Annotated in this window: 20 protein-coding genes; 11 read left to right on the forward strand and 9 right to left on the reverse strand. The window is 71.6% G+C overall.

Going from position 1 to position 23160, the window contains the following annotated elements; translation table 11 throughout:
• Positions 1–41 precede the first annotated feature (41 nt).
• From LDL48_RS09715 to LDL48_RS09735, 5 genes are all read left to right on the forward strand, one after another.
• Entirely contained in the window at positions 42–1262 is a 1221-nt protein-coding gene (locus LDL48_RS09715; RefSeq protein WP_225254693.1) for an ROK family protein, read from the forward strand.
• 172 nt (positions 1263–1434) lie between these two features.
• Positions 1435–4341, forward strand: coding sequence for a glycoside hydrolase family 3 C-terminal domain-containing protein (locus tag LDL48_RS09720; RefSeq protein ID WP_225254694.1), 2907 nt, complete (start codon positions 1435–1437; stop codon positions 4339–4341).
• Positions 4342–4382: 41 nt separating this feature from the next.
• Positions 4383–5402: a LacI family DNA-binding transcriptional regulator gene (locus tag LDL48_RS09725; protein WP_225254695.1), complete on the forward strand. Its 1020-nt coding sequence runs from the start codon at positions 4383–4385 to the stop codon at positions 5400–5402.
• A complete protein-coding gene (locus tag LDL48_RS09730; protein ID WP_225254696.1) occupies positions 5399–6736 on the forward strand; it encodes an AbfB domain-containing protein in 1338 nt (445 codons plus the stop codon). The genes LDL48_RS09725 and LDL48_RS09730 overlap by 4 nt, the downstream gene beginning before the upstream one ends.
• A 28-nt stretch (positions 6737–6764) precedes the next feature.
• On the forward strand, positions 6765–7781 hold the full coding sequence (locus LDL48_RS09735) for an arabinan endo-1,5-alpha-L-arabinosidase (RefSeq protein ID WP_225254697.1): 1017 nt from the start codon (positions 6765–6767) through the stop codon (positions 7779–7781).
• A 60-nt stretch (positions 7782–7841) separates the two neighbouring features.
• Here LDL48_RS09735 and LDL48_RS09740 read toward each other — a convergent pair whose 3' ends face one another.
• Positions 7842–8663 carry a hypothetical protein gene (locus LDL48_RS09740; protein WP_225254698.1) on the reverse strand — a complete coding sequence of 274 codons (822 nt, stop codon included), beginning with the start codon at positions 8661–8663 and terminating at the stop codon, positions 7842–7844.
• Entirely contained in the window at positions 8663–9223 is a 561-nt protein-coding gene (locus LDL48_RS09745; RefSeq protein WP_225254699.1) for a SigE family RNA polymerase sigma factor, read from the reverse strand. The genes LDL48_RS09740 and LDL48_RS09745 overlap by 1 nt, the downstream gene beginning before the upstream one ends.
• A gap of 207 nt (positions 9224–9430) precedes the next feature.
• On the opposite strand from LDL48_RS09745, the gene LDL48_RS09750 reads away from it, so the two are divergent.
• Positions 9431–10090, forward strand: coding sequence for a hypothetical protein (locus LDL48_RS09750; protein WP_225254700.1), 660 nt, complete (start codon positions 9431–9433; stop codon positions 10088–10090).
• 48 nt (positions 10091–10138) lie between these two features.
• Here LDL48_RS09750 and LDL48_RS09755 read toward each other — a convergent pair whose 3' ends face one another.
• Entirely contained in the window at positions 10139–11347 is a 1209-nt protein-coding gene (locus LDL48_RS09755) for a serine hydrolase domain-containing protein (RefSeq protein WP_225254701.1), read from the reverse strand.
• Positions 11348–11481: 134 nt separating this feature from the next.
• On the opposite strand from LDL48_RS09755, the gene LDL48_RS09760 reads away from it, so the two are divergent.
• The 3 genes from LDL48_RS09760 to LDL48_RS09770 all read left to right on the forward strand — a co-directional run bounded on the left by LDL48_RS09760 (position 11482) and on the right by LDL48_RS09770 (position 15092).
• Complete coding sequence (locus LDL48_RS09760) at positions 11482–12654, forward strand: sensor histidine kinase (protein ID WP_225254702.1); 1173 nt, start codon at positions 11482–11484, stop codon at positions 12652–12654.
• Positions 12651–13331 carry a response regulator gene (locus tag LDL48_RS09765; RefSeq protein ID WP_225254703.1) on the forward strand — a complete coding sequence of 227 codons (681 nt, stop codon included), beginning with the start codon at positions 12651–12653 and terminating at the stop codon, positions 13329–13331. The genes LDL48_RS09760 and LDL48_RS09765 overlap by 4 nt, the downstream gene beginning before the upstream one ends.
• Before the next feature lie 108 nt (positions 13332–13439).
• Positions 13440–15092 carry a methyl-accepting chemotaxis protein gene (locus tag LDL48_RS09770; protein WP_225254704.1) on the forward strand — a complete coding sequence of 551 codons (1653 nt, stop codon included), beginning with the start codon at positions 13440–13442 and terminating at the stop codon, positions 15090–15092.
• Positions 15093–15137: 45 nt separating this feature from the next.
• On the opposite strand, the gene manD is transcribed toward LDL48_RS09770, so the two are convergent.
• The 6 genes from manD to LDL48_RS09800 are packed head-to-tail and all read right to left on the reverse strand — an operon-like array spanning position 15138 to position 21458.
• Positions 15138–16346: a D-mannonate dehydratase ManD gene (gene manD, locus LDL48_RS09775; RefSeq protein WP_225254705.1), complete on the reverse strand. Its 1209-nt coding sequence runs from the start codon at positions 16344–16346 to the stop codon at positions 15138–15140.
• Positions 16343–17185, reverse strand: a complete 843-nt coding sequence (locus LDL48_RS09780; RefSeq protein WP_225254706.1) for an ABC transporter permease — start codon at positions 17183–17185, stop codon at positions 16343–16345. The genes manD and LDL48_RS09780 overlap by 4 nt, the downstream gene beginning before the upstream one ends.
• A gap of 5 nt (positions 17186–17190) precedes the next feature.
• Positions 17191–18111, reverse strand: a complete 921-nt coding sequence (locus LDL48_RS09785) for an ABC transporter permease (protein ID WP_225254707.1) — start codon at positions 18109–18111, stop codon at positions 17191–17193.
• Positions 18108–19229: an ABC transporter ATP-binding protein gene (locus LDL48_RS09790; RefSeq protein WP_225254708.1), complete on the reverse strand. Its 1122-nt coding sequence runs from the start codon at positions 19227–19229 to the stop codon at positions 18108–18110. The genes LDL48_RS09785 and LDL48_RS09790 overlap by 4 nt, the downstream gene beginning before the upstream one ends.
• On the reverse strand, positions 19226–20443 hold the full coding sequence (locus tag LDL48_RS09795; RefSeq protein ID WP_225254709.1) for an extracellular solute-binding protein: 1218 nt from the start codon (positions 20441–20443) through the stop codon (positions 19226–19228). The genes LDL48_RS09790 and LDL48_RS09795 overlap by 4 nt, the downstream gene beginning before the upstream one ends.
• A 28-nt stretch (positions 20444–20471) precedes the next feature.
• Positions 20472–21458 carry a LacI family DNA-binding transcriptional regulator gene (locus LDL48_RS09800; RefSeq protein ID WP_225254710.1) on the reverse strand — a complete coding sequence of 329 codons (987 nt, stop codon included), beginning with the start codon at positions 21456–21458 and terminating at the stop codon, positions 20472–20474.
• A 377-nt stretch (positions 21459–21835) separates the two neighbouring features.
• Here LDL48_RS09800 and LDL48_RS09805 point away from each other — a divergent pair, with 377 nt between their 5' ends.
• Both LDL48_RS09805 and LDL48_RS09810 read left to right on the forward strand, forming a co-directional pair.
• Entirely contained in the window at positions 21836–22090 is a 255-nt protein-coding gene (locus tag LDL48_RS09805; protein WP_225254711.1) for a DUF3040 domain-containing protein, read from the forward strand.
• Positions 22091–22112: 22 nt separating this feature from the next.
• A complete protein-coding gene (locus LDL48_RS09810) occupies positions 22113–22622 on the forward strand; it encodes a DinB family protein (RefSeq protein WP_225254712.1) in 510 nt (169 codons plus the stop codon).
• Positions 22623–23160 lie beyond the last annotated feature (538 nt).

The following is a 23160-nucleotide window of genomic DNA, read 5'->3' on the forward strand; positions in this document are numbered from 1 at the left end:
GACCCGGACCGGGGCGGCCGGGTGGGGGAGGCGGGGCTGACGTGATCGGTACGCAAGGCGCGGCGCAACCGGCGGACCTGACGGACGTACGCACCACCAACCTGGCCGTGGTGCTGCGCTATGTGCGTACCCATGCGCCCTGTTCCCGCGCGGACATCGCGGCGTCCACCGGGTTGAACAAGGCGACCGTGTCGAGCCTGGTCGCCGACCTGCTGGACCGCCGCCTGCTGCGCGACACCGGCCTGACCGAGAACCGGATCGGCCGGCCCGCCGCGATGCTGGTCCTGGAGACCCGGCCGTACGCCGCGGTCGGTCTCGAGGTGGGCGCCGACCACCTGGCGGCGGTCGCGCTCGACCTGGCCGGCGAGCGGCTGCTGTCCTGGCGCCGCGCCTATCCCGGGCTGGGCGCCGGTGCCGGCCGCGCCGAGGCGGCGGTGGCCGCGCTGGCCGGACGGGTGGTCACCAAGCTCACCGCGCAGGGCCGGCGGATCCTCGGGCTCACCGTGGCGGTGCCCGGACCGGTCACCACCGCGGGCGGCGTCCGCTTCGCGCCACACCTGGGCTGGTCCGACCTGGACCTGCTGCCCGCGCTTACCAAGGCGTTGCACCGGCCGGACTACCCGGTCGCGGTGGACAACGACGCCAACCTCGCGGCGCTGGCCGAGCACCGCCACGGCCCGCACGCCGGCTCGCCCGACCTGGTGACGCTGATCGGCGGGGTGGACATCGGCGCCGGGATCATCGCCGACGGCCGGCTGGTCCGCGGCGGGCAGGGCTTCGCCGGCCGCATCGGTCACCTGCAACTCGACCCGGGCGGGCCGCTCTGCCGGTGCGGACGGCGTGGCTGCCTGGAGGCGTACGCCGGACTGCCCGCCCTGGTCCGCGCGGCCCTGCCGGACACCGACGCGGACGGGCCGGTCTCCGACTTCGCGCCGGAGCTGGAACGGATCGCCGCACTGGCGCGGTCCGGCGACGAGGCCGCCGGCACCGCGCTGACCGAGGCCGGCAGCCGGCTCGGCCAGGCCGTCTCGGTGCTGGCCGACGTGCTGGATCCCCGGGTGGTGGTGCTCGGCGGCGCGTTCGCCACGCTGTCCGACTGGTTGCTGCCGGCGGTGGAGGCCGAAGTGAAGGCCCGCGCGGTGGCCCCGGGCGAGGCCGGGCACGTGGCGGTGTCCACGCTCGAACCCGGCTCGGCCGCGACCGGCGGCGCGGCGCTGGCACTGGACCGGCTGGAGGCCGGACACCTGCCCGTCCCTGCGTAACTTTCGATCGATGGATTTGCATTCTTCTCTTGACCGTGTTTGCTGCGTGGTGCCAACCTCAGAGGGCTCCGCCGTAACAAGCGTGTAACCACACGGGTTGGCGGAGCCTTTTCCGGATCGTTGTCGAAGCGCTTCGAAAGCGTGTGACCGCCCGCCGAGGAGAGCAGTGCCGATGAAGGACACGGCCCCTGGTACGTTCCGGGATCCCGGCCTGCCGTGGTCCGACCGGATCGACGACCTGCTCGGCCGGCTCACCACGGCGGAGAAGATCGGGCTGCTGCACCAGCACCAGGCACCGGTCCCCCGGCTCGGCCTCGGGCCGTTCCGCACCGGCACCGAGGCGCTGCACGGCGTCGCCTGGCTCGGCCCGGCGACCGTCTTCCCGCAGGCCGTCGGCCTCGGCAGCACCTGGGACCCGGACCTGGTCCGCCGGGTCGGCGCGGCGGTCGGCGACGAGGTGCGCGGGCTGCACCACAAGGACCCGGACCGCACCGGCCTGAACGTCTGGGCTCCGGTGGTCAACCCGCTGCGCGACCCCCGGTGGGGGCGCAACGAGGAGGGGTACGCCGAGGACCCGTGGCTGACCGGGCTGATCGGCACCGCGTACGCCGCCGGTCTGCGCGGCGACCACCCGCGCTACCTGCGTACCGCGCCGACGCTCAAGCACTTCCTCGGCTACAACAACGAGACCGACCGGCACCGCACCTCCAGCGACCTGCCGCCGCGGGTGTTGCACGAATACGAACTGCCGGCGTTCCGGGCGCCGCTCGAGGCCGGCGCGGCGGTCGCCGTGATGGCGTCGTACAACCTGGTCAACGGCCGTCCCGCGCACCTCAGCCCACTGCTGGCGGCGCAGCTGCGCGGCTGGGCCGCGGACGACGTCCTGGTCGTCGGCGACGCCGGCGCCGTGACCACCATCGCCGGCGACCAGCGGTACCTGCCGGACCACGCGACCGGATTCGGTGCGGCGTTGCGCGCCGGCGTGGACTGCTTCACCGAGGACGGCCCGGACCCGGAACCGACCGTCGCCCGGCTCACCGAGGCACTCGACCGCGGCCTGATCGACGAGTCCGACGTGGACGCCGCGGCGCGGCACGTCCTGGCGGTCCGGTTCCGGCTCGGCGAGTTCGACCCGGCCGGGGCCAACCCGTACGCCGCCACCACGGTCGACGTGGTGAACTGCACCGCGCATCAGGACCTGGCCCGGGAGGCCGCCCGGGCCGGCGTGGTGCTGCTCAAGAACGACGCCGGGCTGTTGCCGCTCACCGGGACCGGGACCGTGGCGGTGCTCGGGCCGCTCGCCGACACCGTGCTGACCGACTGGTACAGCGGCACGCTGCCGTACGCGATCTCGCTCCGGGACGGCCTGACCGCGCGGCTCGGACCGGACGCGGTGCGCTTCGCGGAGGGCGCCGACCGCGTCCGGCTGCGGACCGCGGGCGGCGTGGTGACCTCGGGCGGCGGGCCGGACGGGACGGCGCTGCGGCTCGGCCCCGACGCTGGTGTTCCACTGGAGCGCTCCAGTGGAACACCGGCGTCGGACGGCGGCACCGCCGCGGAGTTCGACGTGCTCGACTGGGGCGGCGGCACGGTCACGCTGCGCGCCGCCGCCAACCGGCGCTACGTGCGCGCCGACGAGAAGGGCGTGCTGGTCAGCGACCGCCCGGGACCGGGCGAGTGGATCGTCCGGGAGACCTTCGAGCCGGTCCGCCGCGGCGAACAGATCCTGCTCCGGCACGTGGCCGACGACCGGTACGTCACGGTCGGCTACGACGGCGTGCTGCGGGCCGACGCGCTGGACGCCGAGGAGGCCGACGCGTTCACCGTCGACCTCGTCAACGACGGGCTCGAGGCCGCCGCCGCGGTGGCCCGGGACGCCGACGTGGCACTGGTCGTACTCGGCAACCACCCGATGGTCGGCGGCCGGGAGACCGAGGACCGCGCCGGCCTCGCCCTGCCACCGGCCCAGGAGGCGCTGCTGCGCGCGGTACGGGCCGCGAACCCGCGCACCGCCCTGCTGGTGACCAGCAGCTACCCGTACGCGATCGGCTGGGCGCAGGACCACCTGCCGGCCGTGCTCTGGTCGGCGCACCCGGGTCAGGAGGGCGGCACCGCGCTCACCGACGTGCTTCTCGGCCGGACCGCCGACGGCCGTCCCGCGGAACCCACCGGCCGGCTGCCGCAGACCTGGTACCGCGACGCCGCCGACCTGCCGGACCTGCTCGACTACGACATCATCGGGAGCGACGCCACCTACCTCTACTTCCGCGGCGATCCGCTGTACCCGTTCGGGCACGGTCTCGGTTACACCCGGTTCGCGCACCGGAACCTGCGGCTCGACGCCGACGAGGTGGCCCCGGACGGCCGGGTGGAGATCAGCGTGGACGTGCTGAACGTCGGGGACCGGCCGGGCACCGAGGTGGTCCAGTTCTACACCCGGCAGCGGCGTTCCCGGATCAAGCAACCTCTGCGGCGGCTGCGCGGATTCCGCCGGGTCCGGCTGGAACCGGGCGAACAGCGGACGGTCACCCTGACCCTGACGGTGGCGGACCTGGCCTGCCACGACGTCACCCGGGACCGGATGGTGGTGGAGGCGGCGCGGCACACCGTCCTGGTCGGCCGCTCCTGCACGGACCTGACCGCGGCCACCACGCTGGGCGTACGCGGCGAGGAGATTCCGCTGCGCGACGCGCTGGCCGCGCCGTTGCGGGCGGCCGACCGCGACGACGAGTACGGCACCCGGCTGGTCGACGCGGGCCCGCGGCACGGTGACGCGGTGGCCGCCCGGCAGGACGCCGCCTGGCTGGTCTTCGGCGACGTGGACTTCGGCGGCGGCGCCACCCGGGTCACCGCCCGGGTGTCCGCGCCGGCCGGCGGGGCCCGCATCGAGGTACGGCTGGACGAGCCGTTCTCCGGGCCGGTCGCGGCCACCCTGGAGGTGCCGGCCACCGGTGACCGGCACGCCTGGGCGGACGTCACGGCACCGGTCACCGGCGCGGCCGGGGTGCACGACGTGTACCTGATCCTGGGCACGGCCGGCGCCCGGGTCGCCTCGGTCGGTTTCCGGAACGGCGCCTAGTGTCCTCGGAGGTCCGGCCCGCGGCACCGAAGCGGGCCGACATGGTGACCATCACCGACGTGGCCCGCCATGCCGGCGTGGCGGTCAGCACCGTGTCGTACGTGCTCTCCGGCAAGCGCGCGATCTCCACCGCCACCCGGGAACGCGTCCTGGCCAGCATCGACGTCCTCGGCTACCACCCGCACGCCGGCGCCCGCGCGCTGGCCAGCCGGCGGGCCAACGTGATCGCGCTGGTGCTGCCGCTGCGTACCGGCATGCATCTGCCGGTCCTCATGCAGCTGGTCACCGCGGTGGTGACCGCGGCCCGGCAGTTCGACCACGACGTGCTGCTGATGACGTCCGACGAGGGGCCGGCCGGGCTGCGCCGGATCGCCGCCAGCGCCCTGGTCGACGGGGTGCTGGTGATGGACGTGGAGATGACCGATCCGCGGGCGCCGGTGCTGCGCGATCTGGAACGGCCCAGCGTGCTGATCGGCTTCCCGGCCGACGCCCGCGGACTGACCTGTGTGGACCTGGACTTCCACTCCGCCGGTGCGCGCTGCGTCGAGCACCTGAGCGGGCTCGGCCACACCCACGTGGCCCTGCTCGGCGCGCCGCCGGTGGTGTACCAGCGGGACACCGGGTTCGCCCACCGCACCCGGGCCGGATTCCTGGAGGCGGCCGACCGGCTGGGCATGGCCGCGACGGCGCATCCGTGCGACGAGTCGTTCGTGGCGGTGCGGCAGGCGCTGGAGCGGGTGTTCGCGGCGGATCCGGAGGTGACCGGGCTGGCCGTGCACAACGAGGCGGCGGTGGCCCACGTGCTGGCCGTGCTGCCGCAGCTGGGCCGGTCGGTGCCGGACGACGTGTCGGTGCTGGCGATCTGCCCGGACGGGCTGGCCGAGTCGATCAATCCGCCGCTGTCCTCGGTGCTCATCCCGGCCGAGGAGGTCGGCCGGCAGGCGGTGTCGCTGCTGATGCGCAAGTTGGACGGCTACCCGGTGCCGGACGCCACCCTGCTGCGCCCCACCCTCACGCCACGGCAGAGCACCGCGCCACACCTCGAAGGGAGTCCTCGATGAGAAAATCGCCTTCGCTCGCCGCGGTCGTGGCCGGAGTGATCGGCGTCGTCGCGGCCGTGACCGTCGTCACCGCCGCCCCGGCCGCGGCGGCCGGCCCCGCCCCGCACTACCTGATGACCGCGTTCACCAACACCAGCGAATCCAACATGTACGTGTACGACTCGCCGAACGCCACCACCTTCAGCCTGATCCGGGCCAACGCCTACACGCCGCCGAGCGGGCTGATCCGCGATCCCAGCGTCATCCGGCACACCGACGGCTGGTACTACCTCGTCTACACCACCAACTGGACCGGCAACACGATCGGCTTCGCCCGCAGCCGCGACCACGTCACCTGGACGTTCCTGCGCACCGTCACGGTCGGGCTGAACGGGGCCACCGGCAGCACCTGGGCGCCGGAGTGGTTCGTCGACACCGACGGCAGCGTGCACGTCATCTTCTCGGCGTCGACCACCGGCACGGCCGGCCAGTTCCGGCCGTACCGGATCACCGCCACCGACGGTGCGCTGTCCTCCTGGACCAGCCCCGCGGCCATCGGCATCCCGGCGAACTACATCGACACGTTCGTGGTCCGGTCCGGCGGCGGCTACGTCGCGTTCCTCAAGAACGAGACCACCAAGTACATCGAACGCGCCACCGCGCCGTCGCTGACCGGGCCGTGGACGTTCACCGGCACCGCCAACTGGGCCGGGTGGGGCTCCGGACTGGAAGGGCCGGCACTGGTCCGGCTGCCCAACGGATCGTGGCGGATCTACTTCGACCAGTACGGCGCCGGCCGGTACTACTACGCCGACAGCGCGGATCTGCAATCCTGGTCGGCGAAGGTGGAACTGCCCGGGCTCAGCGGCACCGTGCGGCACTTCACGGTGCTGCGCGAGGACGTCGGCGACAGCACCGCGGTACCCACCGGGCGAACCTCGCTGCGCTCCGCCAACGTCCCCGACCGGTACGTCCGGCACCGCAACAGCCTCGGCTACATCGAGCCGGTCAGCACGTCGACCGACCGGCTCGACGCCACCTTCACGGTCACCGCGGGGCTCGCCAACGCCGCCTGCTACTCGTTCCAGGCGGTCAACGCGAGCGGCCGGTACCTGCGGCACGCCAACAACCGGCTGACCCTGTCCGCGGACGACGGCTCCGCGCTCCTCCGCAACGACGCCACGTTCTGCGGCCGTACCGGGCTGGCCGGCGGCGGCACCGTGTCGTTCGAGTCGTACAACTACCCGGGCTTCTACCTGCGGCACTACAACTACGAGCTGCGGATCGACCCGCTCGGCACCGATGCGGCGTACGCCGGCGACGCCTCGTTCACGGTGACCGCCCCGCTCGGCTGACCCCTCCCCCGACCCGGAAGGAAATCCGATGAAATCCTGGACGTCACGCGTGGTGTGGCTGGCCGCGGCGGCCCTGGTGGCCGGCGGATTCACCACGGTGTCCGCGGACGCCGCCACGGTCGGCGAGCCGACGGTCCTGGCGACCCCGACCACCCCGCCGCCCAGCTATCCCGGCCCCGGCGTGGTCAACGGCGACATCGGCGTACACGATCCCGCCGTGGTGAAGACGCCGAGCGGCGGCTACCTGGTCGTACACACCGGCGACAACCTGGCCATCAAGACCTCCACCGACCGCACCACGTTCCGCAACGCCGGCACCGTCTTCCCCGACGGCGCACCCTGGACCACCACCTACACCGCCGGAAGCCGCAACCTGTGGGCACCGGACATCAGCTACCGCAACGGCCAGTACTACCTGTACTACTCGGCCTCCACGTTCGGCTCGAACCGCTCGGCGATCTTCCTGGCCACCAGCCCGACCGGCGCCTCCGGCAGCTGGACCCACCGCGGGCTGGTGATCGAGTCGCGCACCTCGGACAATTACAACGCCATCGACCCCAACCTGATCGTCGACGACGCCGGCCGGTCCTGGCTGTCGTTCGGCTCGTTCTGGTCCGGCATCAAGATGGTGCCCCTGAACGCCGCCACCGGCATGCGCACGGACAGCACCATCCTCAGCATCGCCGGCCGCAACGGCGGCGCGATCGAGGCACCGTTCATCGCCAGGCACGGCAGCTACTACTACCTGTGGGTGTCGTTCGACCGCTGCTGCCAGGGCGCGGCGAGCACGTACCGGGTGATGGTCGGCCGCTCGACCAGCGTCACCGGCCCCTACGTCGACCGCAACGGCACCGCCCTGACCGCCGGCGGCGGCACCCAGGTGCTGGCCGGCCACGGCAGCATCCACGGCCCCGGCCACCAGGCGGTGTTCACCGACACGGACTCCGAGGTGCTGATGTACCACTACTACGCCGACAACGGCGCCGCGCGACTCGGCATCAACCTGATCGGGTACGACGCGGCCGGCTGGCCGTTCGTGTACTGACCCGGCCGAACCGCCGTCCGGACACCGCCGCGGTTCTCACCGCGCCCGGCCCCGGGGTGGTCAGGCGAAGGCGCCGGTCAGTTCGGCGTCCATGCCGCCCGCTGCGGCGGTGACCGTGTAGGAGTCGGCGTCCCGGGAGCGGCCCGAGCGGTGCGTGAACTGTGCCGCGAACCGGTAGTCGCCGGGCATCAGCTTCTTGCCGTCGCGCAGCACGAAACGGTACGTCAGCATGTCCCCCTCGCGGGCGACCGTCACGGCGAAGTCCGAGTTGGTGGCGTTCGTGTACTTGCCGGCCTCGGCGGTGCCGGGTGTCATCGCCACCTTGATGGCGACCGCCAGCTCGACCAGCGGCTTCGTGTTCTTCAGCTCGACGGTGCTCTCCGACCAGGTCGCGACGGAGTTGGCGCCGACCACGCCGTCGGTGGAGAGGTAGGTGCTCCGGGCCTTGCTCTGGGTCGGCCTCACCGGGGTCGTGGTGCCCGGGCGGGACGGTGGCGTGGTGCGGCTCTTGTCGGGCTTGTCCGAGGTCGCGGTGGGGTCTCCGGTGGAGTCCGTCGTGGAGCCCGTGGTGGGGTCGGGCGCGGTCTCGGCGGGTGCGGAGGCGACCGGCGGCGGGGCGGCGACCACGTTGCGGCGCGGGTCGTCGTCGTTCGACAGGCGGACCGCGAAGATACTCGCCACCAGGACCAGGACGACGGCCATGGCGGCGCCGACGGGCAGCAGACTGCGCCGGGCGGGCTGGGCCGTGGCGGCGCGCCCGGACGCGATCCGGTTCACCATCGCCGTGCGGTCCGGTTCGTACGACTGGGCGGCGTCGCGCAGGCTGGCGCGGACGTACTCGACGGTGAAGTCGTCGGGATCGGTGTCACGATGTCGACCCATCAGGACCCCATCCGCCCCAAACCACCGCCGGCCAGCGCGGGAACCAGGTCCGCGTCCCGGAACTCCGGCGTCTCGCGCAAATAGGACGCGAGCTGCGCGGCGCCTCGGGAGGCCTGGCTCTTCACCGTGCCGACGGAGATGCCGAGGATCTCGGCGACCTCGCGTTCCGGCACGTCGAACGCGTACCGCAGGACCACGCACTCGCGCCGGCGCAGCGGCAGCCGGCGCAGTGCGCTGCGCACGTCCATCACCGCCGGTACGTCCGGGTTGCGCGCGTCCTCGGAGAACAGTTTCAGGGTGAGCAGGCCGCGGCGTTCCCGGCGCTGCCGGCGGATCCAGTTGCGGGCCAGGTTGGCCAGCACGCCGCGGGCGTACGCGAGCGGGTTGTCCGCCGCCTCGACCCGGGCCCAGTGCCGCCAGATCTCCACCAGCGAGTCCGCGGCGATGTCGTCCGCCGCGTTGGCGTCGCCGGTGATGAGGTACGCGAGGCGTGCCAGATCGCCATGGTGGAGTTCGAAGAATGCCTGGAAGGCATGCTCACGATCGCCACGGGCGGTCATGTGGCCTCCTTCCCGATCAGGTCAGTCGATTCTTCGAGATCCCACCGTACGCACGTTGGTGGTCCCCGGCCGCAGAAAGGTTGCTCGAAATATTCGGCAACTTCGAAGCAACCCCTCCGCGTCCTGGAACCACTCCAAGGTGGGCGCCGCCACCAAAACGCCCATGGGGACGCTCCTCCCCGTACGGACCTGCGAAACGGACGTGTCATGACTCGATCTCGCGCGCCGCACGTCGGCGAGCCGTACCAGCGACGAACTCGCAAGACGAGGCCGGCCTACCGCCAACCCTGGCGGTGCGCCTGGTACGCGAGCCCGGCGTACACCCAGCTCACCGTGGTCACCGCGATGCCGGACGCGGCGGGCCTGGCGACCCAGTTGAGTCCGCCGTACTCGACGACGCAGGCCGCCGCGCTGGCCGACGCGGCGGTCACCGACACGATCCTGGCGGCGGACGCCATGCCGGACTCGCGGTGGGCCGCCGGCGTCGCCGAGGGGTTCACCGCGGCCGCGCACGCCGGCGGGCCGAGCCTGCTCATCGCCGGGGCGAATCCGCAGCTCAGCTTCGGCATGCTGGCGGACGCCGCGGAGCGGTTGCAGTCGTTCGACGCGGTGCTCGGCCCCACCGGGGAGGACTGGTGGGCGCTGGGCTTCCGGGACCCGGCCCGCTGGGAGCAGGTGATCGCGACGCCGGAGGCGCTGACCGACTGCGGCACGCTGACCCTGGCCGCGTTGCGGCTCGGCATGCGGGTGGCGATGTTGCCGGCAATGCCCGAGATGCGCACCGCGTCCGATGTGCGGGCGGTGGCCCGGCGGTGTCCGCCGGGCAGCATGTTCGCCGAGACGGTGCGCGTCGTCGACGAGGCCTGACGACGACGGTGGGGCGGGGCGCGGACACGCCCCGCCCCACCGGTCGGGTCAGCGCACGCCGCAGAGCGCGTGGTCGACCAGGGGCGACACGATGTCGCTGGTCGGCCGCGGCACCCCGGCGTTCGGCTGCAGCGAGTCGGTGTTCAGCGACACCACCACGCTGCGCGAGCCGTCCGGGGTGACCCCGTTGCGCGTCATGAAGCCGGGGATGTCACCGCCGTGGCTCCAGGCGCCGCCGCAGGAGTTCGGGATCCACATGATGCCCAGGCCGTACCGCACGCCGGGCCAGCCGCTGCGGAACCGGTCGTTGGTCGGCACGGTCTTCTGCATCTCGGCGAGCTGCGCGGGACGCAGCACCTTCCCGGTCACCAGCGCCCGCAGGAACCGGTTGCCGTCGTCGGTCGTGCTGATCATGTCGCCGGCCGCGCCGGCCCAGGTCGGGTTCTGCACGGTCACGTCGATCGGGTCGCCGTAGTCCGGGTCGGTGTCGGTCGCGTCCGGGCCGGGGAACCGCTCGTACGCCACCGCGTGCGGACCGGGGATCGTCGGCGACGTGCCCGGGGTGTACGTGTGCCGCAGCCGCAGCGGCTTGATGATGCGGCGCTGCACCTCCTGCTGCCAGGTACGCCCGGAGGCCCGCTCGATGATCATGCCGGCCAGGACGTAGTTGGTGTTGGAGTAGTTCCACTTGGTGCCCGGCTCGAACTCGCGCTTGAGGCCGACCCCGAGCGCCACCGCCTCCTCCTGGGTCACGGTGCGGAACCGGTTCTGCTCGAACTGCTCCTGGTCGAAGACCCACGGCATGGCGTTCAGGTAGTCCGGCAGGCCGCTCTGGTGCTGGAGCAGCTGACGTACCGTGATCTCCCGGCCGTCGTTGGCGTTGCCGCGCACCAGCCCGGGCAGCCAGCGCTCGACCTTGTCGTCCAGCGACAGCTTGCCCTCGCCGACGAGTTGCAGCAGCGTGGCCGCCACGTACGTCTTGGTGAAGCTGCCGATCCGGAACCGCGCGTTCCACGGCACCGGCGTGCCGGCCTCGACGTTGCCGTACCCGCTGCGCACCTGCACGTCGCCCTTGGCCGTGTCCAGCTCGACCAGCACGCCGGGCACGCCGTACCTCAGTAGTCCGTCCGCGTCGGCCTGCAGGGTCGCGCGCAGCCCGGGCTTCGCCCGGACACCCGCCTCGGAGACCCCGGCGCCGAGCAGTGCCGTGCCGGCCACGACGCCGGCGGCCATCAATGCCACAAGTGTTCTCCTCATGCCACCGACGCTAGGGAAAAGATCGACATCGGTCGTCCCTCCAGGACGGGAACCTGACCTACCCCGGTGGGGGTAGACACGGATACCCCGCATGGCCGAGGACTGCGCGGCCGTCGATGACTAGCGTGGTGATCGTGCAGGTACCGCTCAAGCCGGTGCTGGCCGACGTGCTGCTGGCGGCGGTCCTGACCGGCCTCACCGTCGTCACCGCCAGTCAGGCCGAGGGTCCGGGCGGCTGGGACCTCTATGCGCTGTCCGTGCTGACCGTGGCACCGATCGCGCTGCGCCAGATCGCGCCGGTGGTCACCACGACCGTCGTGGTGGCCGCGCTGGCCGCGTACAACCTGGCGGGTTTCGGCATTCTGCCCAACGGCGGCCTGGGCCTGATGATCGGCATGTTCACGGTGGCCACGCTCCGGCCGCGCACCGTGGCCGCACTGATCTTCCTGACCTCGTCGTCGGTGATGGCGCTGGCGTACGTCACGAACAGCGGCGAGATGGTGTGGTCGCAGGCCCTCGAGGGGATGCTCATCCTGTTCGGCGCCTGGATGCTGGGCGAGGGCACCAAGCGGTGGGCGCAGCGGGCGGAACGGCTGGCGGCCGAGGCCGCCGAGGCGGTCGCCGCGGAGCGGGTACGGATCGCGCGGGAACTGCACGACATCGTGGCCCACCACATGTCGGTCATCTCGCTGCAGGCGGGCGTGGCCGAGTACGTGGTGGACGTGGACCTGCCCACCGCGAAGAAGGCGATCGCCACCGTGGGCGAGTCCAGCCGGGAGGCGCTGCTGGACATGCGCCGGCTGCTCGACGTGCTGCGGGTCGACCACGCCGACGAGGACGCGGACTTCACCCCGCAGCCCGGGCTGGCGATGCTGGAGGAACTGGCCCACCGGATGCGCGGCGCCGGGCTGCCGGTGGACGTGTCGGTCACCGGCGCGGTGCGGGCGCTGCCGCCGGGCCCCGACCTCTGCGCGTACCGGGTGGTGCAGGAGTCGCTGACCAACGTCCTGAAGCACGCCGGGCCGGCGACCGCGCGGGTGGCGGCCGACTACGGTGTCCGTACCCTCACGATCAAGATCGTGGACGACGGCCGGAAGCCGCTCCCGCAGGCCGAGTCGCCCACCGCGCACGGCATCCGGGGGATGCGCGAGCGCGCCGAACTGTACGGCGGCGTCCTGACCGCCGGGCCGGCACCGGACGGCGGCTTCGCCGTGGTGCTCCGCCTCCCGCTGGAGGAGGCGGACTGGCCGGCGCCGCCGCGGCGGGACACCGACCGGACCGACCTGACCAAGGAGGGGCGGCCGTGACGATCCGCATCCTGATCGCCGACGACCAGGCGCTGATCCGCGCCGGCCTGGCCGCCCTGTTCCACGCCGCACCCGGGCTGGAGGTCGCCGGCGAGGCCGCCGACGGCGCCGAGGCGGTACGGATGGCGGCCGACCTCCGGCCGGACATCGTGCTGATGGACATCCGGATGCCGGTCATGGACGGCATCACCGCGACCCGGGAGATCCTGCGCTCGCCCGGGCCGGACAAGCCACGGATCGTGGTGCTGACGACCTTCGACCTCGACGAGTACGTCTACACGGCGCTCGGCGAGGGCGCGTCCGGCTTCCTGCTCAAGGACACGCCGCCGAACCGGATCATCTCGGCGATCCACACCATCGCGGCCGGCGACATCCTGATCGCACCGCGGATCACCCACCGGCTGGTCGAGACGTACTCCCAGCACCACCGCACCACCGCCGCGCAGCACCCCCGCCTGGACCAGCTGACCGCCCGGGAGACCGAGGTGCTGCGCCTGGTCGGCAACGGGCTGAGCAACGCCCAGATCGCGGAACGCCTGGTACTCAGTGAGGCCACCGTGAAAACCCACGTGAAGCACACGATGGCCAAGTTGCAGTTGACCAGCCGGGCGCAGGCGGTGGTGGTGGCGTACGAAAGCGGTCTGGTGGTGCCTGCGCCGACTCAGGGCCGCTCCTGAGCCGATACCACCTACCCGCGCGAAGCGCACCCGAGCAGGCGCGACGCGAACTACGGTGATCTCAGGCCGCACTGGCGGGCGCATCCGCCGACAGAAGGCGAGACCACCATGGGCAGGGTTCCGGGTAAGCGCAGGGCCAGACCTGCGCCCAAGCGTAGGGCGAAGCCTGCGCTCCAGCGCAGGTCATTGGCCGATCTCAGCGTCAACATCAAGATCGCCTTCGCCATCGGCGTGGCGGTCCTGGTGGCGGTCGCGGTGGGCGTGACCGGGATGGTGGCACTCAACGCGGCCAGCGAGTCGGCGCAGCGGATCTCCCGGAACGCCACCAGCACCGAGGCGGTGGGCGACGTCCGCGGGTCCATGCTCCAGGCGATGGTGAACATCGCCAACCACGCGATCACCACCGATCCGGCCGCCAAGAACCGGTACGAACAGGCGTTCGTGGCCGACCTGGAGGAGGCGGACGCGGCGCTGGCCCGGTACCGGAGCGGCAACCCGGCCGGCGGCGAGACGCTGATCGAGGAGCTGGCCACGGCCTGGCAGCAGTACAAGGGTGTGGCGCAGACCAAGCAGCTCGCGAACGGCCAGCTCAACGACCTGAAGGCGTGGGAGGAGGTCCGCGGCGCCGAGGTCGACCCGCTGGTCACCAAGATCAACGAGACGCTCGCCACGCTGACCGAGCTGGAGATCAAGGACGCCGCCTCCTCCGCCGCGTCGGCCCGGGACGGATACCGCTCCAGCCTGACCATCTCGATCGTCACGCTGATCGTCGGGTGCCTGCTGGCGCTCGCCCTGGGCCTGTTCGTGGCCCGGATGATCGTGCGCTCGCTGACCCGGGTCAAGGAGGTCTGCGACGGTCTCGCCGAGGGCGACCTGACCCGCACCACCCAGCTCACCTCGCACGACGAGCCCGGCCGGATGGGTCAGGCCCTGGACGCGGCCATCGTGAAGCTCCGGGAGACCGTCTCGACCATCGACAGTTCCGCCTCGTCGCTGGCCAGCTCGTCGGAGCAGATGTCCGGGGTGGCGAACCGGATCGCCGCGTCGGCCCAGGAAACCACCGAACAGGCCCGCACGGTCTCCGCCGCCGCCGAGCAGATCAGCCGCAGCGTCGACACGGTCTCGGCGGGCAGCGAGGAGATGGGCGCCTCGATCCGGGAGATCTCGCTGAACGCCACCGAGGCGGCACAGGTGGCGACGGAGGCGGTGGCCGCCACGGCCGCGACCTCCGCGACGATGAACAAGCTCGGCGCGTCCTCCGCCGAGATCGGCAACGTCGTCAAGGTGATCACCGCCATCGCCGGGCAGACCAACCTGCTCGCGCTCAACGCCACCATCGAGGCGGCCCGGGCCGGCGAGATGGGCAAGGGCTTCGCGGTCGTCGCCTCCGAGGTCAAGGACCTGGCGCAGGAGACCGCCCGGGCCACCGAGGACATCTCCCGCCGGGTCGAGGCGATTCAGATGGACACCGGCGGCGCGGTCACCGCGATCGAGGAGATCACCCGGGTGATCGCCCGGATCAGCGACTTCCAGACCACCATCGCCTCGGCCGTCGAGGAGCAGACCGCCACCACCGCCGAGATGAACCGGAGCGTCAGCGAGGCGGCCACCGGCACCAGCGAGATCGCCGAGAACATCACCGGCGTCGCCGAGGCCGCCCGGCTGACCAGCGAGGGCGTGATCCAGACCCAGCGCGCGACCACCGACCTGGCCCGGATGTCGACCGAGCTGACCGCGTTGGTGGGGACGTTCCGGTACTGACGCCGGTGTGCCACCGGAGCGCTCCAGTGGTACACCAACGCCCCCTCACCAGCTATGCAGGGTCCCGTCCGCCAGCCGGTTCACCGGCAGCGCCGCCGCGCGGTACGGGTACCGGGCCGCCGCCTCCTCGTCGATGTCGACGCCGAGCCCCGGCTCCTCGGACGGGTGCAGCATCCCGCCGGCGAACCGGTACGTGTGCGGGAAGACCGCGTCCGTCTCGGCGGTGTGCGCCATGTACTCCTGCAGCCCGAAGTTCGGGATGCTCACGTCCACGTGCAGCGCCGCGGCCAGGCACACCGGCGACAGGTCGGTGGCACCGTGCGAGCCGCTGCGCACGTGGTACAGGTTCGCCAGGTCGAAGATCCGCCGCAGGTGACTGATCCCGCCGGCGTGCACCACGGTGGTACGGACGTAGTCGATCAGCTGCTCGGTGATCAACTGCTGGCAGTCCCAGATGCTGTTGAACACCTCCCCCACCGCGATCGGCGTGGTGGTGTGCGACCGGATCAGCCGGAAGCCCTCCTGCAGCTCCGCCGGGACCGGGTCCTCCATCCAGGTCAGCGCGTACGGCTCCAGGCTGCGGCCGAGCCGGGCCGCCTCGATCGGGGTGAGCCGGTGATGCACGTCGTGCAGCAGCATCAGGTCCGGGCCGAACTCGGCGCGTACCTTCTCGAACACCCGCGGCGTGTGCTCCAGGTACCGCGGGGTGGACCAGACCGACTCGGCCGGCACCGCGCCGCCCGCCGGTTCGTAGTGCCGCGGGTCCCGGCTCACGCCGTACACGCCGGTGAGGCCGGGCACCCCGGTCTGCACCCGCACCGCGCGGTACCCGTGGTCCACGTAGTGCGCCACCTCGCCGAGCACGTCGTCCACCGTCTCAGCGTTCGCGTGGCCGTACACGGTGACCGCCTCCCGCGACCGCCCGCCCAGCAGCTGGTACACCGGGAGCCCGGCCACCTTGCCCTTGATGTCCCACAACGCGGTGTCCACCGCGGCGATGGCGCTCATCGTCACCGGGCCGCGCCGCCAGTAGGCGCCCTTGTAGAGCAGTTGCCAGGTGTCCTCGATCCGCGCCGGGTCCCGCCCGATCAGCAGCGGGACCACGTGCTCGGTGAGGTACGCGGCCACGGCCAGTTCGCGGCCGTTGAGCGTGGCGTCGCCGACGCCGGTGACCCCGTCCGCCGTGACGATCTTCAGGGTGACGAAGTTGCGACCGGGACTGGTCACGATCACCCGGGCGTCGGCGATCCTCAATCCACGTCCTCCTTCACCCGGGCCACCAGTTGGGTGGGATTGACGAACCGCAGCGCCACCACCAGCAGGACCAGCATCATGCCCGAGTACATGACGGCCATCGCGTCGACCGACTGCTGGGCCCGGATGCCGGCCGCGGACATCGAGTAGTACAGCGCCACCACCAGCGTCTGCGAGTCCGGCCCGGCGGTCAGGAAGGTCAGCTCGAACATGCCGACCGTCCGCACCAGCACCAGGATCGACGCGGCCAGGATGCCGGGCACCAGCAGCGGCGCCAGGATCCGCACGAACACCTGCCGGGTGCCGGCCCCGCACATCCGGGCGGCCCGCTCGATCGCCGGGTCGATCTGCTCGATGAACGGCGTCATGGTCAGGATCACGAACGGCACCGACGGCACCAGGTTGGCCAGCACCACGCCGGACAGGTTGCCGGCGAAGCCGTACTTGTAGAGCACGGTGGCCAGCGGAATGCCGTAGGTGATCGGCGGCATCAGGATGGGCAGCAGGAACAGCAGGTAGAGCAGCCGGCGGCCGGGGAACGAGCGCCGGGCCAGAACGTACGACGCGGGTACGCCGATGAGCACCGAGATGCCCACCACGAGCAGCGACACCTCCAGCGTGGTCAGCAGCACCGGCCCGAGGCCGAACTCCTGCCACGCCTCGCCGTACCAGCGGGTGGTGTAGCCGGCGGTGGGCAGCCAGGTGTCGAACCACCGCTCGCCCACCGAACTGACCACCACCGAGCCGATCACGCCGGCGAGGTTGACGAAGAAGAAGATCACCAGGCCCCAGATGAGCCAGGCGAGCGGCGAGCCGCTCAGGCGCCTCCGTGTTGCCACGCCGCTCATCCCTTACCCCCTGCGGTGGACCCGGTGTACAGCAGCGCGCGCCAGCCCAGCACGATGGCGATGACGATCAACTCCACCAGACCCATGAGTACGGCCACCGCGGACGCCAGCGCGTAGTCGTACTGCACGTACGCGGCCTCGTAGGCGGCGATCGAGATGACCCGGGTAGTGCCGGACGGATCACCGACCAGGATCGCGGACGGGAACACGCTGAACGCCAGCACGAACGTCAGGCAGAACGTGGTGGCCAGCCCCGGCGCCAGCAGCGGCAGCGTGATCCGCCGGAACCGCTGCCAGGACCCGGCGCCCAGCGTCGACGCGGCCCGTTCCAGCGTCGGGTCGATCCCCGACAGGTACGACAACACCAGCAGAAAGGCGAACGGGAAGCCGGTGATCACCAGCGAGAAGAACACGCCCCAGTAGTTGTTGGTGAGCCGCACCGGCTCGTCGACCAGCCCGGAGCTGAGCAGGGTCCGGTTGAACCAGCCGGTGGGCCCGAGGAAGTTCAGCAGGCCCTGGGCGGTCAGCACGGTGCCCAGCGTGATCGGCACGACCAGGATCGTGGTGAGCAGCCGCTTGCCGCGGAACCGCCCCCGCATCCGGTACGCGATCGGCACCGACGCCAGCACGTTCAGCAGCGCCGCCGGCAGCGACAGGCCGAGCGTGGTCCCGATCGTGTCGCGCAGGTACGCGTCCGTGAAGAACTCCCGGTACGCGGCCAGCGGTCCACCCTCGGCGGGCTGGAACGACAGCCCGACGCCGTACAGGAACGGGTAGATGAAGAGCAGGATGACGAAGAGCGCGGCCGGGACCAGCAGCAGCAGTTGCCGGTCGATGCCGCGTTCGGCGAGCCGGTGGCGCAGCGCGGTGCGGCTGCGCCGGGGCGCTTCCGGCGGCCGGTCGAGGGTGGCCGTCATCCGGTCGCCACCGGGGCGTCGGCGCGGTCCGGCTCGACCGCCGGCTCCGGTGCCCCGGGCGGGTCCGCCGGGAACACCAGCAGCCGCGCCGGGTCCACGGTCACCGTGATCCGGTCGCCGGGTGCCGGCCGGACCGTACCCCGCAGGTTGAGCCGCAGACCGGAATCCGTGACGGCCTCGACCGCCACCTCCCGGCCCTGATACTCGACGACCTCCACGACGGCCCGCACCCCGGCACCGGAGTCCGGCCCGATCACCAGGTCCTCCGGGCGTACCCCGGCGATCACCTCGGCGCCTGGGCGGACGTCGCCCACCGGCGTACCGGTCAGCTCCAGCCCGTCGCCGGACACCGCCAGGGTGGCGCCGTCCGTGGCTCCGGCGCGCAGCCGCAAAAGGTTGCGGTAGCCCATGAAGTCGGCCACGTGCCAGTTCGCCGGGCTGGTGTGCAGTTCCTCCGGCGTGCCGACCTGCTGTACCCGGCCGGCCCGCAGCACCACCAGGCGGTCGGCGAGCGAGAGCGCCTCCTCCTGGTCGTGCGTGACGTACACCGTGGTGAGCCCGAGCGACTGGTGCAGCCGCCGGATCTCGGTACGCATCTCCAGCCGCAGCTTGGCGTCCAGGTTGGACAGTGGCTCGTCCATCAGCACCAGCGACGGCTCCAGCACCACGGCACGGGCGATCGCCACCCGCTGCTGCTGGCCGCCGGAGAGCTGACCGGGCAGCTTCCCGGCGTGTTCCTCCAGGTGCACCAGGCGGATCGCCTCGTCCACCCGGCGGCGGATGTCGGCCCGCGACACCCGGCGCATCTGCAGTCCGAACGCCACGTTCTTGCGCACGGTCAGGTGCGGGAACAGCGCATAGTTCTGGAACACCATGCCGAAGCCGCGCTTCTCCGGCGGAAGCGTGTCCAGCCGGGTGTCGTCCTGCCAGATGCTGCCCCGGGTCAGCGGAAGCAGCCCGGCCAGACAGTTCAGGGCGGTGGACTTGCCGCAGCCGGACGGGCCCAGCAGGGCGATGAACTCGCCCCGCCGGATCGTCAGGTCCAGGTCGGCGAGCGCCGCCTGGCCGGCGAAGCTGCGGCTGACCCCGTCCAGCCGCAGCTGCTCGAAGCGCGTCACTTCTGCACCTTCGCGCCGCCGATCTCACGGTCCCAACGCTCGAACGCCGCCACCAGTTCCTTGGAACCGAGCGGCACCTCGATCGGGTTGTCCGCGATCAGCTTGTCGTACTCCGGCCGGCCGTACTCCTCGATCGCCTTGCGGCTCTCCTCCGGCGCCATGGACAGGTCGACGCCGTTCACCGCCGGGCCCGGGTAGAAGTAGCCCTTGTCGTACGCCTTGGCCTGCTGCGGCTTGGTGAGCATGTCCTGCAGCAGCAGGAGCACGGCGGCCTGCTTGTCGGTGGAGACGCCCTTCGGGATGACCGCGTAGTGCGCGTCGGTGACCCAGTGGAAGCCCTCCAGCGCGCCGACCTTCGCCTCCTTGGGGACCGTGCCGAGCACCCGCGGGTTGATGTCCCAGCCGGTGGTCGAGACGATGATCTTCGCGGAGCCGTTGGCCAGGTTCTTCATCGTCTCGCCGGTGCTCGACGGGTACAGCGTGATGTTCTGGTTCAGTTCCTTCAGGTACGCCCAGGTCTTGTCCCAGCCGGCCACCGGGTCCTTCGGGTTCGAGTCGCCGAGCAGGTAGGGCAGGCCCATCAGGAAGGTACGGCCGGGGCCGGAGTTCGACGGCCGGGCGTACTGCACGGCGCCGGGGTTCGCCTTGGCGTACGCGAGCAGTTCCGCGGCGTTCTTCGGCGGGTTCGGTACCTTCGCCGGCAGGTACTCGATCAGCGGCCCGGACGGGTAGTAGGTGACCGTGACACCGAAGTTGCCGGCCAGCTTCTGCATCGCCGCGGCACCCGGCTGGTACTCCTGCATGCCCGGCAGCCGGGTCGCGTACGTCGGCAGCAGCGGCGTCCACAGCCCCTGCTCGATGCCCGCCGACAACCCGTCCACGCCGGTCAGCACCAGGTCGATGTCCACCCGGTTGGCGTTCTGCTGCGCCTTGATCTTGCCGACCAGCTCCGGCGACGGCGACTTCGAGTACGTCACCTTGGACACCACGCCCGAGTTCTTCTGTACGAACTCGTCGATCATGCCCTGGGTGAGCTGCAGGTTGCCGGCGACGTCGAGGATGTTCAGCGTCACCGCCTCGCCGGGTTTGTCCGGTGCGACGCCACTGCTGTCGGCGTTGTCCGAACCACCGGAGTCGGGCGCACCACAGGCGGTGAGCAGGAAGGCTGCCGTCACCGCGCCGGCGGTGAAGCCTCTGCGGGAGATGCGGGTCATGGCGGTTCCCTTTCGAGGAGGACGGGAGTCAGATACGCGGTGCGGGGCCGGTCGAGCCGCGCACCATCAGGTGGGTTTCCAGCTCCCGGCTCGTGCCGCTCTGGTCCGGGTGCTGCATCAGTTGCAGGAGGAGATCCACGCCGGCCCGTCCGCTGAGTTCCATGGGCAGGGCGACCGTGGTGAGGGAGGGATGGACCATCGCCGACATGGAGATGTCGTCGAAGCCGATGACACTGAGCCGATCCGGAACGCTGATCGACCGGGCCGCGAACCGGCTGATCAAGCCGAGCGCGACCACGTCGTTGTAGGCGACCACAGCGGTGGCCTCGGCCGCCAGGACAAGGTCGGCGGCAGCCACGCCGCCGGAGAACTGGGGCAGGACGTTGCCCACCTCGACCAGGTCGGCGCCGGCCGCGGCGGTGACGGTACGCAGCCCGTTCAGCCGGTCCCGGTTCGACCAGGAGGTACGCGGCCCGCCGACGTACGCGATCCGGCGGTGACCCAGCGCCATCAGGTGGGCGATCGCCTGCCGCATGCCGCCGAGGCTGTCGAACGTGATCGCGGGCATCTGGTCGACCCGGCGGTTGAGCAGCACCAGCGGGGTGTCACCGACCACCGAACGCAGGTCCTCCTCGCTCATCCGGGGCGAGCAGAGGACCAGGCCGTCGACCTGCTTGCCGAGGCTGCGGACCAGGCTCGCCTCGGCGCTCGGGTCCTCGTCGGTGTCCGCCACGAACACCGAATAGTCCGCCTCCCGGGCGCGCGCCTGAATCCCCTTCACCACGCCCGGAAAGAACGGGTTGGCGAGATCCGGCACGACCAGCCCGATATTGCCGGTACGTCCGGTGATCAGCCCGCGGGCTGCCCGGTTCGGCGAGTAACCGAGATCGTCGACGGCCCGGCGTACCCGCTCACGGGTTTCGGTCTTCACCCGCTCCGGTGTGGACAGGGCGCGGCAGACCGTAGCCGGGGACACGCCCGCCAGGCGGGCGACGTCCTTGATCGTGACCGCCATCCGCAGGGCCTCCCAGGCAGATCGATCGCAACGAACGCGTTGCCGGGAAGTGTGAAATCCATTTCATGCAGGTGTCAAGACCTGTTCTGAAGGTTGCGGTCTCATTTCCAGAACGGCGCATCTCTGGTGCTCAGACTCTTGACGGCCGACTCGGTGGAGGGCCAGAGTGGGTCTGAAAACCTTTACATCGCGTTTCCACCCGCCGGACCTGCTGTGACACCTGCCACGCCAGCATAGTCCCCGGACCCGTCCCTCCTGAGTGGAAAATCGCGACCCCGCATACGAAAATCGCCCCCGTTGTGCGAACCGTGGCGTGATTGAACCGTCACGATCCGGGCATCCGTGCGTAGGCCGCACACCGGGAGGTATGGCACCGCATGCTCAGCCAGGACGAACGCCGCCGGTTCAACGAGATCGCCCACCACCTGACCACGGACTCGCGGTTCCTCCGGGGGGTCCGCGCCGCCCTACCCGACGACCGCCCGCCCAAGCCGTGGACCACCACGCTGTGCGTCCTGCTCGCGATCGTCGTGCCCCTCCTCCTGGCGTTCCGCTGGTGGACCGCGGCACTGCTGACCCTCGCCGCGCTCGGCACCGCACTCGCCGCCACGCTGCTCCACCGCCGCCACTGAACTCCGCTCGTACCCTGGTGCCGTGGAAAACTGCACCGAGTGCGGCTTCACCTACGCCGACGTCTCCGCGGACGCCCTGCCCGACCGGATCGCCGGCTTCGGACCCCGCTACGCGACCGCCCTGACCGCCGCGCCCGAGCCACGCCGTCGGCCCGCCCCGGAGGTCTGGTCGCCGCTCGAGTACACCTGCCACGTACGGGACGTCCTCGACGTGCAACGCGACCGGCTGCGGTTGGCGCTGCGCGAGACGGCGCCCGAGTTCCCGCCGATGGGACGCGACGAGCGGGCGGTGCTTCTGGCGTACAACCGCCAGGACCCGGACGAGGTGCTGCGCCAACTCACCGCCGCGGCGCTGACCCTGGCGGCGGCATTCGGTGAGCTGCGCGACACGGACTGGGGCCGGGTCGGGGTCTACCCGTGGCCGGAGCGACGGACCCGCACCATGCTGTGGCTGGGTCAGCACACGGTGCACGAGGGCGAACACCACCTACGGGACATCAGCTCGCCTTCTACCGAGCCCGCAACGCGCTAAGCCCCCCGGCCGGGGTGACAGCGACCCCGATAGCGCGCTCCCAGTAACCGCCCGCCTCGGTGTCATCGGGCATCCGTGACTGAGGTGGCGTTTGCGTTGCCTGGAGATCTTGTGAACTGGTGGTCGCATTTCCACCACGGCTGCACGACTTCGAGTCTCCCGCCGGCCACCGGCCCGATAGGCCTCATTGCAGGGCCTCGCCCGGCCCGTTCTTCGGCGAGGGCGCGTGGTGCAGTGGCGTGCTGCGTGCCGCAACTCGACCCGCCTCGTCGCCCGAGTGCGGCGTGCGGAACCACGGCGCGCTGCGCACCCGAAAACCACACACACCACGCCACCCCAAACCCCGTGCGGAACCACGGCGCGCTGCGCACCCGAAAACCACACACACCACGCCACCCCAAACCCCGTGCGGAACCACGGCGCGCTGCGCACCCGGAAATCACACACGCCACGCCACCCGAGCCCGTCGTGCGGAGTTGCGGTGCGGTGGGCACCCTCGAACGCCACGCCCGCTCATCACCGGCGGAACGACGCGGCC

The organism is Jidongwangia harbinensis (genome assembly GCF_020216025.1).
In the GTDB taxonomy this organism is placed as follows: domain Bacteria; phylum Actinomycetota; class Actinomycetes; order Mycobacteriales; family Micromonosporaceae; genus Actinoplanes; species Actinoplanes harbinensis.

Excerpts from the sequence above, each read along its gene's own strand:
- LDL48_RS09735 (WP_225254697.1), top strand. The coding sequence starts at position 6,765 with ATGAAATCCTGGACGTCACGCGTGGTGTGGCTGGCCGCGGCGGCCCTG.
- LDL48_RS09770 (WP_225254704.1), top strand. The coding sequence starts at position 13,440 with ATGGGCAGGGTTCCGGGTAAGCGCAGGGCCAGACCTGCGCCCAAGCGT.
- LDL48_RS09730 (WP_225254696.1), top strand. The coding sequence starts at position 5,399 with ATGAGAAAATCGCCTTCGCTCGCCGCGGTCGTGGCCGGAGTGATCGGC.
- LDL48_RS09800 (WP_225254710.1), bottom strand. The coding sequence starts at position 21,458 with ATGGCGGTCACGATCAAGGACGTCGCCCGCCTGGCGGGCGTGTCCCCG.
- LDL48_RS09725 (WP_225254695.1), top strand. The coding sequence starts at position 4,383 with ATGGTGACCATCACCGACGTGGCCCGCCATGCCGGCGTGGCGGTCAGC.
- LDL48_RS09805 (WP_225254711.1), top strand. The coding sequence starts at position 21,836 with ATGCTCAGCCAGGACGAACGCCGCCGGTTCAACGAGATCGCCCACCAC.
- LDL48_RS09795 (WP_225254709.1), bottom strand. The coding sequence starts at position 20,443 with ATGACCCGCATCTCCCGCAGAGGCTTCACCGCCGGCGCGGTGACGGCA.
- LDL48_RS09740 (WP_225254698.1), bottom strand. The coding sequence starts at position 8,663 with ATGGGTCGACATCGTGACACCGATCCCGACGACTTCACCGTCGAGTAC.
- LDL48_RS09750 (WP_225254700.1), top strand. The coding sequence starts at position 9,431 with ATGACTCGATCTCGCGCGCCGCACGTCGGCGAGCCGTACCAGCGACGA.
- LDL48_RS09755 (WP_225254701.1), bottom strand. The coding sequence starts at position 11,347 with ATGAGGAGAACACTTGTGGCATTGATGGCCGCCGGCGTCGTGGCCGGC.
- LDL48_RS09745 (WP_225254699.1), bottom strand. The coding sequence starts at position 9,223 with ATGACCGCCCGTGGCGATCGTGAGCATGCCTTCCAGGCATTCTTCGAA.
- LDL48_RS09785 (WP_225254707.1), bottom strand. The coding sequence starts at position 18,111 with ATGACGGCCACCCTCGACCGGCCGCCGGAAGCGCCCCGGCGCAGCCGC.
- LDL48_RS09720 (WP_225254694.1), top strand. The coding sequence starts at position 1,435 with ATGAAGGACACGGCCCCTGGTACGTTCCGGGATCCCGGCCTGCCGTGG.